Origin of the sequence: Bacteroides sp. AF25-5LB (genome assembly GCF_003602965.1) — a bacterium.
Lineage (GTDB): Bacteria > Bacteroidota > Bacteroidia > Bacteroidales > Bacteroidaceae > Bacteroides > Bacteroides uniformis.
In genome coordinates this window covers 123,992-139,402 of the sequence record NZ_QTMC01000005.1, presented here as the reverse complement: position 1 = coordinate 139,402, position 15,411 = coordinate 123,992, and the positions used below count along the sequence as shown (strand labels likewise).

Sequence of the window (15,411 nt, the reverse complement as noted above, 5' to 3'; positions counted from 1 at the left end):
TGTTTTAAAAGTCCGTTACAAATCCTGCGCTGCCACACTTGCCACCACACTACCGTCGAAAAGATGTATCGTGCGGTGTGCAAACGAGGCGTCGTGCTGGCTGTGGGTCACCATAATAATCGTAGTACCCTCTTTATTCAGTTCTGTCAACAGATTCATCACCTCAGCTCCGTTCTTGGAGTCCAAGTTACCGGTAGGCTCATCGGCGAGTATCAGCTTGGGATTGGTTACGACCGCACGGGCTATCGCCACACGCTGCTGCTGACCGCCGGAAAGCTGTTGCGGGAAGTGCTTGGCGCGATGGCTGATGTTCATCCGCTTCAGAATATCCTCTACCATACGCTTACGTTCACCCGCCTTTACGCCAAGATACGTAAGGGGAAGTTCCACATTCTCGTAGACGTTCAGTTCGTCTATCAGGTTGAAGCTCTGGAACACGAATCCCAGCTTGCCCTTGCGCACACGGGTACGTTCCTTTTCCTTCAAGTCCGCTACTTCCTGACCGAGCAGCTTGTAACTGCCCTCCGTAGGATTGTCCAGCAGCCCGAGGATGTTCAGCAAGGTGGACTTGCCGCAACCTGACGGTCCCATAATGGCTACAAACTCCCCCTCCTTTACATCGAGGCTGACGTGATTCAATGCTACTGTCTCTACTTCCGAAGTACGGAATACTTTGCTGATGTTGTTAATTTCAATCATGATATTCTATGTATTAATATTATTATCATTCGCTCTTAATGCTGTTTACCGGGTTCTCGTTCGCTATCCGCCAGGACTTCCAAAGTACGCAGGCTACGATAATCACCAAATTGGCCATCACTACCAGTACGTATACTGCCCAACTGACGGGAATACACTCCGCGAACTGTTCCATCCACATTCCGTTGACATACCATGCCAATACCGTACCGATGACAACTGCCGGAGCTGCCACAACGAGTATATCCCTTGACAACATTTCCAAGATGCCGGATGCCTCTGCCCCGTTCACTTTACGGATGGCAATCTCCTTGCTGCGGCGGCGCACCTCATCGGTGGTATACCCAATCAGCCCCATCAGCATGATGAAGAACATGGTCACTGCCGCCATCAAAGTGGCATTGCGGAATACACGGACAGAATTATAGCTGTTCTCTATCCTTTTCTCATAACCGGTAAAGTCAATAGTCTGGTCATGGAAAGCCTCGGCTACATCGTGGTTCAGCTTCTGCAGATTTTCGGTAAAGGGTTCTTTCAAACGGACATGTACCGTTCCATAAAAATTCTTGTTTCCCCAGGCTATGAAAGGCATCTTCTCGGTTCTGAAACTCTCTATCTGGAAATCCTTCAACTGCCCTACGACCTTGAATGTATTCCCTTCGGTATATACCGTACGGCCTACGACGTCGTCTCCCCAACGCATCATCTCGGCAAAGGTCTCGTTCACCACGACTTCCTCTTTATCGCGCGCCATACGTCCCGTCTTCATAGTCATGCCCATCAAGGCAGGAAAGTCCTCGCGCATGAAATAAGAAGAGCGGCAAGAGAACAGTGCCTGCCCGCTCTCACTATGAATCATCGAACCGCTATATCCGCTAATGGGTGTGCTGTTGGCACTGGACACCGCTTCCACGTAGGGCAATCCTTTGAAGAACTGATAAGCCGCGTCACGCGTCGCTTCATTATCCCAGTAGGCATTGCCTGTGGCTATCTGCTTGGGATTATACCCCATATCCTTTTTCAGTACATACTGATATTGCGACATCACCACACACATCAATCCACTGATGAATGCCACGCCTGCAAACTGGACAAACAGCAACGGACGCTTCCAGCCCTTCTTCCCCTCGGTATAGCGGCGGAACACCTGCGATACGGGAATACGCGCAAAGAGCCGACCCGGCAACACGCCTCCCACTATAAACAGCAGAAGCACTACCGACAACGGTACCCAGATACGCTCCGGAGCCAACAAGGTGGAGAGCTTTACAACGACCGTGTCTTCCACAAAATCGCGGAAGTTGAGCATTATCAACGCCATCAGCAGCAATGCCGCCACAATGATGATACCCGTTTCCAGCAAAAACATGCTGAAAACCGTGCCACCGCTCGCACCGCTGCATTTATGTACGCCTACCGACTTGGCGCGGTAGCTCAAAGAGGAAATGGAAATCAGCACATAGTTCAACGCCGCAATGAAAAGAATGGCAAAACCAAGAATGCTCATGATGACACGCATCCGCTGCACATCATCATAATTGCGGTATGTATCACGGATGGGCTGCACAAAAGCCGTGTAACCGTACTCTTTCTTATCTTCTGCCGGGCGATATTTGTCTATCATGGCATCAATACGCGCATTGACAACAGATTTGTCGGCACCGGGACGGAAACGGATAAACTCTACCCAACTGTCTCCCCCGCTCCACGAGTAGTTATTCCAGTTGCGGCTCCACAAGGTAGGCATCGAGATAACCGCTTCCGGATTGATTGTGGCGTTCTCAGGCAAATTGGCATAGATTCCCTTCACCGTCAGGTCAAACTGATGGTCATAATTAAGCGTTTTCCCTATAGGATTCTCCTCACCGAACACTTTCCTTGCAAAGCGTTCACTCAAGAAAATAATATCCTTCTGCACCAAGTCCTTTTCGGGATTCCCGTTCAGGACGTCGATACCCATGGTACGGAAGAACAGCGAATCGGCTGCAATCTTCCTGTCATCAAGACGCACGCTTCCATTGTAAAGGGGAGCAGATACCATAGACGTGCTCAAACTTACCGCCGACTCCACCTCTTTGGGGAAGTTCTCCAAAATGGCCCCTGCCACGGGACCGCAATTCCACTCCTGAGGCTCAAACTTCTCTCCTTTCACCGAGAATATCGACCATACCTGATACAAGTTATCATAATCCTTGAAGCAAGTGTCAAAACTCTGTTCATATGCCACGCGGGAGAAAAGCAGAATACTCATCGTCAATCCCAATCCCAAAGAAATGACCTTGATGATATTCGAACCGCGTCCCCGCAGTAAAGTCTGAATTACATAATAGATTTGTTTCATTCCGTTTATCGTTTATTAGATTTATTTTCTTGCTTTTCATATTGCAGAAAGCGTGCCAAAGAATGCACAAATCTGATTATCAATGCATATTGCATTTCAGAAGAAGACAAAGGTGTCTAATTTTTAGACACTCCCGTCTAAAAATTAGACAGAGGCCGAATCTCTGTTCAGCCTCATAGAACAAAAAAAAGGGAAATTAGAAAAGAATCCATAAGAATGAAAACTTTACCTTTGCCCACAGTTTTCTAAAGATAGAGTATAAACGTAAAATGAAGCACCTGCACATGAAATTCCCCAAACTCTTATATCCTTCATTCCTATGCCTGCTTATAGCCGGCTGCGACATGATAGATTATCACCCTTACGATGTACACATCAGCGGTGAAACCGATGTCAATGCCCACAACATTGCCCAAATAGAGCAGAACTGCCAGAACAAGACAACAATCCGGTTCGTAACAATGGGTGACTCCCAGCGCTGGTACGACGAGACCGCCGATTTTGTAAGCCACCTCAACAAGCGGGACGACATAGATTTCGTCATTCATGGCGGAGACGTCAGTGACTTCGGTGTAACAGACGAGTTCCTTTGGCAACGGGACATTATGAACAAACTCAAGATACCCTATGTGGTACTTCTCGGCAATCACGACTGCCTGGGCACGGGCGAAGAGACTTATCGTGCAATATTCGGAGACCCCAATTTCTCCTTCATTGCAGGACGGGTAAAGTTTGTCTGCCTGAATACCAACGCCATCGAATTTGACTACTCCCGCCCCATTCCCGACTTCGAGTTTCTTGCCGCACAGATACGCGACCATGAAGAGGAATTCGATAAAACCGTTGTGTCCATGCATATACGCCCGTTCTGCAACGAGTTCAACAATAATGTGGCACACGTATTCCAGCGTTACATCAAGGAATTTCCCGGACTGCAGTTCTGTACATCCGCACACGAACACCATCGCTTCGAGAAAGACCTCTTTGAAGATGGGATAATGTATTACATGAGCGACTGCATGAAGAACCGCAATTACTATATATTCACCATAACCCCCGACGGATATGAACGCGAAGTGGCATATTATTAATCATCTGGCATGCGCCGTCGTCTTCTTGTCGGTATGCTCTTTTTCTGCTTTTTCACAAGAGAGAGATACCATCTTCATCATAGAACACGATACCGTATGGATGGACCTGCAACCGGATGCCGTCATTGAAAGCCAGACCAGAGAGAACCGTTATGACCGCCGCGTACACCGCTACCGCAGGCATTGGGAGGCCTTGATTCCGACGCACACCAAAATTCAGTTTGCCGGCAATATGGGGTTGCTGTCATTCGGTACCGGATGGGATTACGGCAGAAGAAACCAATGGGAAACAGACGTATTCTTCGGAGTATTGCCCAAATATGACTCCAAACGTACCAAGCTGACATTCACCGTCAAGCAGAACTACCTTCCCTGGAGCCTGCAAATAAAACAGAGCCGTTTTTCTGTAGAACCGCTGGCTTGCGGTATGTATCTGAACACGGTATTCGGCGATGAATTCTGGGTCAATGAACCGGAACGCTACCCTAAAGGATATTATGGTTTCTCCTCCAAGGTACGCATCCATGCATTCTTAGGACAGCGCATCACTTACGACATCGACCCGCAACGGCGGTTCACGGCCAAAGAAATCACTTTCTTCTATGAAATAAGTACATGTGACCTATATGTAGTCAGCGCCTTCACCAACAAGTATCTGAAACCCAAGGATTATCTGAGCTTGTCATTTGGCATCAAACTGCAACTGCTATAAATTTTTTCAGTACCGCCATGAGCTCTTACTGAAGTTGCTACAAACTAATTTCTGTTTTACTTAAATCTATTCGTCCCACAATCGTTATATTATCGTCCGACAGCTGTTGAATTATCGTCCGATAACTGTTGGACGATAATTCAACAGCTGTCGGACGATTAATTCTTAGTAAGCAAAAATATAGAATAAAGCATATAATACAGATAAATCATTAACTTTGCCTGCAGAAAACAGAAATAGTTTATGGCAAAAAAAAACGGAAACATCCTGATTGTCGATGATAACCGAGGCGTACTTACCGCCTTGCAGCTTTTGTTGAAGCCATATTTTGAAGGGATAATCACACTTCCCTCTCCCGTAACCCTGCCCAGCGTATTGCGGGAAAGGTCATGGCAAGTGGTTCTTCTTGACATGAACTTCACCTCGGGCATCAATACCGGCAACGAGGGACTATACTGGCTCCATGAAATAAAGAAGCAATGTCCCACCCTGCCCGTAGTGCTGTTCACCGCTTATGCCGACATTGACCTTGCCGTACGGGGAATCAAGGAAGGAGCCACAGACTTCGTCGTGAAACCCTGGAACAACCAGAAACTGGTGGAAACCTTGCTGAATGCCGTATCGGCTTCTGAAACAAAATCTCCGGCCAACGGCCCAAATGCCAGGCGTACGGCAGAAAGCAGCCACCCGTTTGCGGATACCCGCAACATGTATTGGGGAAACAGCCCAGCCATGCAGCAGCTCCGCCTTTTGGTGGAAAAAGTGGCCTCTACCGATGCCAATATCCTTATTACGGGCGAGAACGGTACCGGTAAAGAGATGCTGGCACGCGAAATTCACTCCCTTTCACCGCGCAACCGGCAGGAGATGGTAAGTGTGGATATGGGTGCAGTCACCGAAAGCCTTTTCGAAAGCGAACTGTTCGGCCACGTAAAAGGCTCTTTCACCGATGCCCATGCCGACCGTGCCGGCAAGTTCGAAGCAGCCAGCCGCAGCACCCTCTTTCTCGATGAAATAGGCAATCTCCCCTACCATCTGCAAGCCAAACTGCTGACCGCCATCCAACGCCGCAGCATTGTCCGTGTAGGCAGCAACACTCCCATTCCCGTAGACATACGGCTGATTTGCGCCACAAACCGCAATCTGCCCGAGATGGTGGCAAAAGGCGAATTCCGCGAGGACTTGCTGTACCGCATCAATACGATACACCTCGAGATACCCTCGTTGCGCGAGCGGCCCGAAGACATCATCCCCCTTGCAGAACTTTTCATCGCCCGCTTCTGCAAGCAATATGACAAGCCCCCCGTCAAGCTGACGGACGGCGCCTGCGAGAAGCTTACGCTCCACCCCTGGTACGGCAATATCCGCGAACTGGAACATGCCATCGAAAAAGCCATTATCATCTGTGACAACGAAACCCTTCCTGCAGAACTGTTCCAGCTGGCACGGCGAACCGGCACTCCCGAAGCAGCCGCATCCACGCTCGAAGAAATGGAAATGCAGATGATACGGAAGACGCTCGACAAATGTAGCGGAAATCTCTCTGCCGTCGCCGCACAACTGGGTATCACCCGCCAGACGTTGTACAACAAAATGAAGAAGTATGGCCTTTAATTATTCATTCCGCGTTGCCGTCAGTCTGGCAGTAGCACTCCTTGCAGGGGTGATGTGGACTGTAGACGTATTTTGGGGCGCGCTCTGTACCGCGCTGCTTCCCATAGCCTTGTACTGGCAGCAGAAGTTATACCGCCATCATGTGCGGAAGGTGCTTTTCATGCTCGACGCCATCGAAAACAACGACAATGCCATCCACTTCTCCGAAACGGAAAACACTGCCGACGCACGCCTCGTAAACCGTGCATTGAACCGGGTTGCCCATATACTTTATAATGTGAAAAGTGAAACAGCCCAGCAAGAAAAGTACTACGAACTCATTCTGGACTGCGTGAATACCGGTATCCTTGTCCTGAACGACAATGGTGCCGTATATCAAAAAAACAGTGAAGCCCTCCGTTTGCTGGGCCTCAATGTCTTTACCCACGTCAGCCAGCTGAACCGCGTGGATCCGCGTCTTTCGTCCCTTCTTGCCAATTGCCGCCCGGGAGACAAATTGCAAATGCCTTTCAACAACGAACGAGGCACTGTCAACATGTCTGTCCGCGTCAGCGACATTACAGTCCGTAAAGAGCATCTTCGCATCCTCGCCCTGAACGACATCAACAACGAGCTGGATGAAAAGGAAATAGATTCCTGGATTAGGCTTACCCGCGTACTGACGCACGAAATAATGAATGCCGTCACTCCCATAACCTCCCTAAGCGATACACTGCTGGGACTGACCGAAGCGCAAGTTTCCAAAGAAGAAATCAGAAACGGCCTGCAGACTATCAGCAGCACGGGCAAGGGCCTGCTCTCTTTTGTGGAATCATACCGGAAATTCACCCGTATTCCCACCCCCGAACCATCCTTGTTCTATGTAAAAAGTTTTATCGAGCGGATGGTCGAACTCGCCCGTCACCAGCACCCCGATGTCCGGGTCACCTTTCATACGGACATCGCGCCAAGCGACCTTATTCTATATGCCGATGAGAACCTGGTATCACAAGTAGTCATCAACTTACTGAAAAATGCCATACAAGCCATCGAATCGGATAAAAATACAGATAAAGAAGGACATATCAACATACGTGCCTACTGCAATGAAGCGGAAGCCATACTGATAGAAATTTCCAACAACGGACCTGCCATTCCCAATGACATTGCCGAACACATATTTATCCCCTTCTTTACGACCAAAGAGGGTGGAAGCGGTATTGGATTGAGTATTTCCCGGCAAATAATGAGGCTTTCCGGCGGAAATTTATCCTTATTGCCCGGTAAAGAAACCACCTTTATTTTAAAGTTCAATTGAACTATTTTAGATTTGTATTTGTTAAACACAATGCATATCTTTGTACTATTAGACATAAGAAACATCACATTTCAAACTATATAGCATAGAATTTATGATATTTACAGCAGGAAACATACTACTTATAGGTTCCATATTACTTTTCGTCAGCATCATTGTCGGCAAGACCGGCTACCGTTTCGGAGTACCTGCGTTATTGCTTTTCCTTGTCGTCGGTATGCTGTTCGGCAGTGACGGATTGGGATTGCAGTTCCACAACGCCAAGGAAGCACAGTTCATCGGCATGGTTGCACTCAGCATCATTCTGTTCTCCGGTGGCATGGACACCAAGTTTACGGAGATAAAGCCCATATTGACTCCCGGCATTGTTTTGTCAACTGCAGGAGTGCTGCTCACGGCCCTCTTTACCGGATTATTTATCTGGTGGCTGTCCGGCATGAGCTGGACCAACATCCACCTGCCGTTGATAACCTCCCTTTTGCTTGCATCCACCATGTCATCTACCGACTCAGCCTCTGTATTCGCCATTCTGCGTTCACAAAAAATGAACCTGAAGCATAATCTGCGCCCCATGCTGGAACTGGAAAGCGGTAGTAACGACCCGATGGCATATATGCTGACAATCGTGCTGATTCAATTCATCCAGTCCTCCGGAATGGGAGTTCCCCAGATATTGGGCTCTTTTGCCATACAGTTCATTGTCGGTGCCGCAACCGGTTATTTCCTCGGAAAGCTGGCCATCCTTATGCTGAACCGGCTGAATATAGACAACCAGGCACTCTATCCTATCCTGTTGCTGTCCTTTGTATTCTTCACCTTCTCCATCACCGACCTGCTGAAAGGCAACGGTTACCTGGCCGTGTATATCGCCGGAATGATGGTAGGCAATAACAAAATCATGCACCGGAAAGAGATTTATACTTTTATGGATGGACTGACCTGGCTTTTCCAAATCATCATGTTCCTCTGCCTCGGTCTGCTCGTCAACCCCCATGAGATGCTGGAAGTGGCAGTCGTGGCATTGCTCATCGGCGTCTTCATGATTGTTGTGGGACGTCCTCTCAGCGTTTTTCTCTGCCTGCTGCCTTTTGGCAAGAGAATCACCCTCAAGTCACGGCTATTCGTATCGTGGGTAGGATTACGTGGCGCAGTACCCATTATCTTTGCCACCTATCCCGTGGTGGCTAATGTGCCCGGTGCCCATGTCATCTTCAACATCGTATTTTTCATAACCATCGTCTCACTGATCATCCAGGGTACCACAGTCTCCTGGGTAGCCCGGCTGCTGGGCCTCTCCACCCCGCTGGAAAAGACCGGAAATGATTTCGGAGTTGAGCTGCCCGAAGAGATTGACTCCAACCTGCACGATATGACCATTACACAAGAAATGCTGGACCAGGCAGATACCCTGAAAGACATGAACCTGCCCAAAGGCACACTGGTGATGATTGTAAAACGTGGCGATGAGTACCTCATCCCGAACGGAACATTAAAACTGCATGTAGGCGACAAGCTGCTTCTTATTTCGGAAAATAGCAAGGAATAAGAATTACAGATAAGTTTCTATCCGTTTCAGGGCAAGAAAAAAACGGAAACTATTTGCTTTGCATCACTATAAGACCTATCTTTGCGCAGTTTTAACTAAAGTGTGCAGCAGCTGAATGGAACAAGAACAAGGGTTCATCGATTATATAGAACAAAGCATTATTAAAAACTGGGATCGCAACGCCCTGACAGACTACAAAGGAATTACACTACAATACAAAGATGTAGCACGGAAAATAGCCAAATTCCATATCGTATTGGAAAGCGCCGGCATCAGGCCCGGTGACAAGATTGCCGTTTGCGGACGTAACAGTGCACACTGGGCAGTCGCTTTTCTGGCGACGGTTACCTATGGAGCTGTCATCGTTCCCATTCTGCATGAGTTCAAAGCCGACAATATCCACAACATCGTCAACCATTCCGAAGCCAAGCTGCTGTTTGTCGGCGACCGGGCATGGGAAAACCTCAATGAAGAGGCAATGCCCCTGCTGATGGGTATCGTACTGCTGACGGACTTCACTCCGGTAGTTTGCCGCAACGAGCAGCTGATGGAGGCTTTCGAACATCGCAACGTCCTCTATGGCACACGTTTCCCCAAGAATTTCCGCCCCGAGCATATCAGTTACCGCAAGGAGGAATCCCCCGAAGAACTGGCTGTCATCAACTATACTTCGGGCACGACGGGATATTCCAAAGGGGTCATGCTTCCTTATCGCAGCCTTTGGTCCAATGTTGCATATTGCCATGAGATGCTTCCTGTACGTCCGGGCGACCATATTGTATCCATGCTGCCTCTGGGACATGTATTTGGTATGGTGTACGATTTTCTATACGGTTTTTCCGCAGGCGCCCATCTGTATTTCCTTACCCGTATGCCGTCTCCCAAGATTATTGCACAATCATTCTCCGAAATCAGGCCACGGGTCATTTCGTGTGTACCGCTTATCGTAGAAAAGATTATCAAGAAGGATATCCTGCCCCGGATAGACAATAAAATAGGCAAGCTGCTATTGCGGATGCCCATCGTCAACGACAAAATCAAGGCCGACATGCGCAAAAAGGCAATGGAAGTATTCGGCAGTAATTTCGATGAAATAATCATCGGAGGGGCACCGTTCAATGCCGAAGTGGAACGCTTCTTGAAGCAGATAGGTTTCCCCTATACCATTGCATACGGAATGACGGAATGCGGCCCCATCATTTGTTCCAGCCGCTGGGAAACATTGAAACTGGCCTCTTGTGGCAAGGCAACCAGCCGCATGGAAGTAAAGATAGGCTCTCCCGACCCTCAGAACGTGGCAGGAGAAATAATCTGTAAAGGTGCCAATCTGATGCTGGGCTATTACAAAAATGCCGAAGCGACTTCCCAAATCATCGATGTAAACGGCTGGCTGCACACCGGCGACCTTGCAACGATGGATACCGAAGGATATGTCACTGTCCGCGGACGTAGCAAGAACATGTTGCTCACAGCCAGCGGCCAGAACATCTATCCCGAAGAGATTGAAAGCAAACTGAATAACATGCCCTATGTGTCCGAATCACTGATCGTATTGCAGAACGACAAGCTCGTGGCTCTTATCTATCCGGACTTTGACGATGCATTCGCCCACGGTATGGAACAATCGGACATCGAAAAGGTTATGGAGAACAATCGGAATGAATTGAATCTGCAATTACCGGCCTACAGCCAGATTACAAAAGTCAAGATACACTTCGAGGAGTTCGAGAAAACAGCAAAGAAGAGCATTAAAAGATTTATGTATCAGGAAGCAAAAGGGTAAGGGGAATGTATCAAAACCTTCTTTAACGCTTTATTTTAGGTGCGGATAACGCAGATTTTACGGATTCAGTTTATTGAATCTGCGTTATTCCGCGTAATCCGCGCCTAATATTATAACATTATAAAAGTCTTCATGTGCTTTTGACACATTCGCATCCTTTTTGTTAACAAAAATAGAAGCAAAGGAATAAACAGCTAATAAGTGTTATAAAACATACTTTTTTAGTTGGATAATTTGCAGATTTATCAGAAGTCCGTATCTTTGCAATGTGTTTTTCATAGTATTAGATTTAAGGTTAACAAAGGTTGGAGTACAGCGGTACTCCTTTTTTTATGCCCGTACTTTCCGTCAAAAAGAATAAAATGTCACCATTTTCCATTATATTTGCAAGAAACAGAAAAACATATATCATCCGAGCATCATGGATATACACACATTTATTGTCAATTATCAGGAAGCTTTCGGCCAACATGCCGAACTCCCCATCGCCTTTTGGTATTCAGACCGAATGGAGCCATCTACAGAGAAAGTAACCGGTTGTCTCTTCAAATGCATGAAACAAGTCAGAGACGGCAAAACCGTCAGTCTCAGCAACGAAACAATCACCTGCGGAGGAGGCAAGTTCTATACCGGATTTACAGAAATGCCCGAGCGCGTCCCGGGTTTTGTCTCCTTGAAAGAGAAATACAAGAGGACTCCCGAAATGGTGGTAGATTTTGTCAATGAGCTACAGATTCCCAAAGCGGACAAAGCCTATCTGCATTTTGCCCGCATAGACAAGATACCTTCCTTTGACGAGGTGGAAGGCGTGCTGTTCCTGCCAACTCCTGACATTCTATCCGGACTGGTGACATGGACCTTCTTCGACAACAATGCATTGGATGCCGTGGCAGCCCCATTCGGCTCCGGCTGTTGCTCCGTCATTACCCAAACCATCATTGAAAACCAGAAACAAGGGAAACGCACTTTCCTGGGATTCTTCGACCCCTCCGTCCGCCCATACTTCGAAGCGGACTTATTGGGCTTCACTATCCCCATGTCCCGGTTCAAGGAGATGTATCACACCATGCGTGAAAGCTGTCTGTTCGATACACATGCCTGGGGAAAAATCAGGGAAAGGATACAGCTTTCCCAATCAAGAGACGTACATATCCTCTCCTCTCCCATTTCCTTCCCCATCCTTCCGGACATTTATCTGCAGGAAATCAGAATAGAAGATGCCGCAGCCATCTACCATGCCATCGACACACACCGGGACTACTTAAGAACATGGCTGCCATTTGTGGATAATATGCGCACAACAGCTGATGAAGAAGCTTTTTTACGTCAGGTACTATCTGCTCCTGCCGAACGAAATGAACCTATATTCGGCATTTGGAACCAACAACATGAAATCTGCGGACTGATAGGTTTCCATTTCTCCGATTTCGACAACCACCGTACAGAACTCGGCTATTGGCTACTGCCGGAATACCAGCACCGGGGCATCATTACTGAAAGTGTCCGCAAGCTGTGTCTGTGGGCCGTACAAGAAAAAGAGATAAAGCGGATACAAATTCGCTGTGCCGTGGGCAATGCAGCCAGCAACGCAGTACCGGTTCGCCTCGGTTTCATCCATGAAGGAACAGAACGTTGCGGAGAACTGCTGGCTTCTGGAGAATATACAGATATACATATATACAGCATCTTGAAAGAAGAAGTGCTGGCCAACCTCAAACAATAAAATATCAAATATATATCAACTATTGAAATTATACATGGAACAACAACCTCATCTCAATGACCACAACAAGCAGGAGTACCCTCCTATGCATACAACGGAGCACATCATCAACCAGACTATGATAAGGTTATTCGGTTGCAGCCGCTCCATATCAGCACACATAGAACGGAAGAAAAGCAAGCTGGACTACCGTCTTGCCGCCTGCCCCACGGAAGAAGAAATAGAGAAGCTGGAAGAGGCCGTAAACGAGGTAATCGCCCGACAGCTGCCCGTCACAACAGAATTCATTACGCAAGAGGAAGCGCAAGGACGTTTCGACTTGGAACGCCTGCCCGATGGTGCTTCGGAAACGGTACGTGTCGTGAAAGTAGGCGATTACGACGAATGCCTCTGCATCGGAGTACATGTGGAGAATACATCAGAAATCGGAACCTTCAAAATCATCAGTCACGATTGGGACGAAGAAGCCAAGCGTTGGAGAATGCGTTTTAAATTAGTCTGAAAATCTATCAATTTTAAATAAATAAGATAGCAAAATGGCATTAAACAAGCAAATAAGTCAGTTTTTCAATGACAAATAGTCAATAGAGTCAGCAAAGACCGGTTGGCATAAGGTTTGCAATATAGTTAGCGAACGACGGTTCAAGAAACGGACGGTGAAAAACCCAAAAGGCAGGCACCCGAAGACAAAGAACCGGAGTTCAAAACTAAATAGCATGTTTAACTTAAACAATAGGAGACTATAACTATGATGCCTGTAAGAAGAAACCAAAATTGGTTACCGAGTATTTTTAATGATTTCTTTGACAATGATTGGATGGTAAAAGCAAATGCCACCGCCCCTGCCATCAACGTATTCGAAACAGCAAAAGAGTACAAAGTTGAATTGGCTGCTCCCGGTATGACAAAAGAAGACTTCAACGTTCACATCGACGAAGAAAACAATCTGGTCATCAGCATGGAAAAGAAAACAGAAAGCAAGGAAGAGAACAGCAAGGACGAAAAGAAGGAAGGCCGCTACTTGCGTCGCGAATTCTCATACACCAAGTTCCAGCAAACCATGATTCTTCCGGACGATGTAGACAAGGAAAAGATTGGCGCCCATGTAGAAAACGGCGTGTTGAACATTACATTGCCTAAGTTTACAGAAGCAGAAAAAGAAAAGGCCAAGAAATTCATCGACGTAAAATAACGCCCGGCCATTAAAAAGAAAATCTCCCGCTGCACAAGATAATGCAACGGGAGATTTTTTATATCCATAGCTATGCGGAACTATTTCTTTTTCCCTTTCAGAAAACGATCTGTCAGCCACTTGCGCACCGGTTCGTCGTACAGTTTCAAACAAGCATAAGCAAGAACAAAAGCTCCAACGAAAGTAAGCATCATATAAGGGATGCCTTCCACCATTGTAGCGTTATTGTTGCATACCCAAGCCGTATAAGTATATACCAATGGATAATGGGTGATATAAATCGGATAGGAAATATCTCCCAGGAACTTGCATACGGCAGTAGAGCGCTTACCGGTCACCTTGCCGCCGGCTCCCATCGAAACAATGACCGGGAAGATGCAGATAATACAGAAAGCCTCGTAAAGCCCGTTCATCCAGTAGCCGTCCTCACCTCCGATACGGGGAATGGAAAGAACCACCACAATCAGCAGGCTACACCACCAGAAAGCACGCTTTTCAAGCCGTATCAGCCAGCCGAGGCGTGACAGAAGCAATCCGCCGAAAAACGGATACATCAGCCGGACCATGCCCACATACTGCTGTTCCCAGTTCAAGGCCCAACCACCCACAATATCACCAGCAGGAGCAGTCAGACAACGGTACACCGTAAAACACCCTGCCACAAATACCAGCACCGATAAGGCCACCTTATTGAACTTGCGTACAAACAACGCATACAGAATATTACCGATATATTCATAATAGAGCGACCATGCCGGACCATTCAACGGATGCATTTCCGTCCAGCCACGAATGTCGAACTTCAGCGGAAGGGGAAGCAAAGTACAGCCTAGTAACATTACCAGCAGCATGGTTCCAACAGACGTATTCTCGATAGGTGGAAAACAAGGCGACTCTTGAAAATAGAAAAAGGCAGCGCCCACAATGCTTCCCATAATCACCATAGGATGCAGGCGAATGATACGGCGTTTGAAGAAAGTGCCCACGGTCATCCGGTTCCAACGGTCATCATAAGCATAACCGATAACAAAACCGGAGAGCATGAAAAAGAAATCCACTGCCAGATAGCCATGATTGATAATTTGAGTAAGATGACTGCCGCCTGCATGTGCTTCAAAAAGATGGAAGATAATAACCATGACAGCCGCCACGCCGCGCAGTCCGTCAAGAATCTCATAATGCGGTTTCGAGGCAAGATAAGTAGTCTGTGTATTCATTTTGGTATAAGATATTTATTAATTTGCGCGCAAAGATAAGAGTTTTTTCCAATAAGGGAACTGATAAATATCATATAAACTCTATCAATTAATTAACAAGTATAACAGCTATTAGATATATATCACTACTAGCCCCCCTTTCCACACAAAAAACAGCTTTCATTATCCATAATAAAAGGGCTACACCTTTTCCTCC

At 47.2% G+C, this 15,411-nt stretch carries 12 protein-coding genes; 9 read left to right on the top strand and 3 right to left on the bottom strand.

What is annotated here, in order from left to right; translation table 11 throughout:
- Positions 1 to 15: 15 nt before the first annotated feature.
- Both DWY57_RS07745 and DWY57_RS07740 read right to left on the bottom strand, forming a co-directional pair.
- Positions 16 to 699 carry an ABC transporter ATP-binding protein gene (locus DWY57_RS07745; RefSeq protein WP_057258604.1) on the bottom strand — a complete coding sequence of 228 codons (684 nt, stop codon included), beginning with the start codon at positions 697 to 699 and terminating at the stop codon, positions 16 to 18.
- A 25-nt stretch (positions 700 to 724) separates the two neighbouring features.
- Positions 725 to 3,040 carry an FtsX-like permease family protein gene (locus tag DWY57_RS07740; protein ID WP_119961539.1) on the bottom strand — a complete coding sequence of 772 codons (2,316 nt, stop codon included), beginning with the start codon at positions 3,038 to 3,040 and terminating at the stop codon, positions 725 to 727.
- Between the two features lie 284 nt (positions 3,041 to 3,324).
- Here DWY57_RS07740 and DWY57_RS07735 point away from each other — a divergent pair, with 284 nt between their 5' ends.
- The 9 genes from DWY57_RS07735 to DWY57_RS07695 all read left to right on the top strand — a co-directional run bounded on the left by DWY57_RS07735 (position 3,325) and on the right by DWY57_RS07695 (position 13,998).
- A complete protein-coding gene (locus DWY57_RS07735) occupies positions 3,325 to 4,131 on the top strand; it encodes a metallophosphoesterase (RefSeq protein WP_044468801.1) in 807 nt (268 codons plus the stop codon).
- A complete protein-coding gene (locus DWY57_RS07730; RefSeq protein WP_005827685.1) occupies positions 4,106 to 4,843 on the top strand; it encodes a hypothetical protein in 738 nt (245 codons plus the stop codon). The genes DWY57_RS07735 and DWY57_RS07730 overlap by 26 nt, the downstream gene beginning before the upstream one ends.
- Before the next feature lie 243 nt (positions 4,844 to 5,086).
- Positions 5,087 to 6,457, top strand: a complete 1,371-nt coding sequence (locus DWY57_RS07725) for a sigma-54 dependent transcriptional regulator (protein ID WP_016273810.1) — start codon at positions 5,087 to 5,089, stop codon at positions 6,455 to 6,457.
- Complete coding sequence (locus DWY57_RS07720; protein WP_008664461.1) at positions 6,447 to 7,754, top strand: ATP-binding protein; 1,308 nt, start codon at positions 6,447 to 6,449, stop codon at positions 7,752 to 7,754. The genes DWY57_RS07725 and DWY57_RS07720 overlap by 11 nt, the downstream gene beginning before the upstream one ends.
- 94 nt (positions 7,755 to 7,848) lie before the next feature.
- The gene (locus tag DWY57_RS07715) at positions 7,849 to 9,300 is read left to right on the top strand and encodes a potassium/proton antiporter (RefSeq protein WP_119961538.1); all 1,452 of its coding nucleotides are present in this window, start codon (positions 7,849 to 7,851) and stop codon (positions 9,298 to 9,300) included.
- 115 nt (positions 9,301 to 9,415) lie between these two features.
- Entirely contained in the window at positions 9,416 to 11,083 is a 1,668-nt protein-coding gene (locus DWY57_RS07710) for a long-chain fatty acid--CoA ligase (protein WP_119961537.1), read from the top strand.
- 421 nt (positions 11,084 to 11,504) lie between these two features.
- A complete protein-coding gene (locus tag DWY57_RS07705) occupies positions 11,505 to 12,806 on the top strand; it encodes a GNAT family N-acetyltransferase (RefSeq protein WP_119961536.1) in 1,302 nt (433 codons plus the stop codon).
- A 34-nt stretch (positions 12,807 to 12,840) separates the two neighbouring features.
- Positions 12,841 to 13,308 (top strand): hypothetical protein, encoded by a 468-nt coding sequence (locus DWY57_RS07700; protein WP_117600891.1) that lies wholly within the window; start codon positions 12,841 to 12,843, stop codon positions 13,306 to 13,308.
- A 246-nt stretch (positions 13,309 to 13,554) separates the two neighbouring features.
- A complete protein-coding gene (locus tag DWY57_RS07695; RefSeq protein ID WP_171030452.1) occupies positions 13,555 to 13,998 on the top strand; it encodes an Hsp20/alpha crystallin family protein in 444 nt (147 codons plus the stop codon).
- An 80-nt stretch (positions 13,999 to 14,078) separates the two neighbouring features.
- Here DWY57_RS07695 and DWY57_RS07690 read toward each other — a convergent pair whose 3' ends face one another.
- On the bottom strand, positions 14,079 to 15,215 hold the full coding sequence (locus tag DWY57_RS07690) for an acyltransferase (protein WP_117600892.1): 1,137 nt from the start codon (positions 15,213 to 15,215) through the stop codon (positions 14,079 to 14,081).
- Between the last annotated feature and the right edge of the window lie 196 nt (positions 15,216 to 15,411).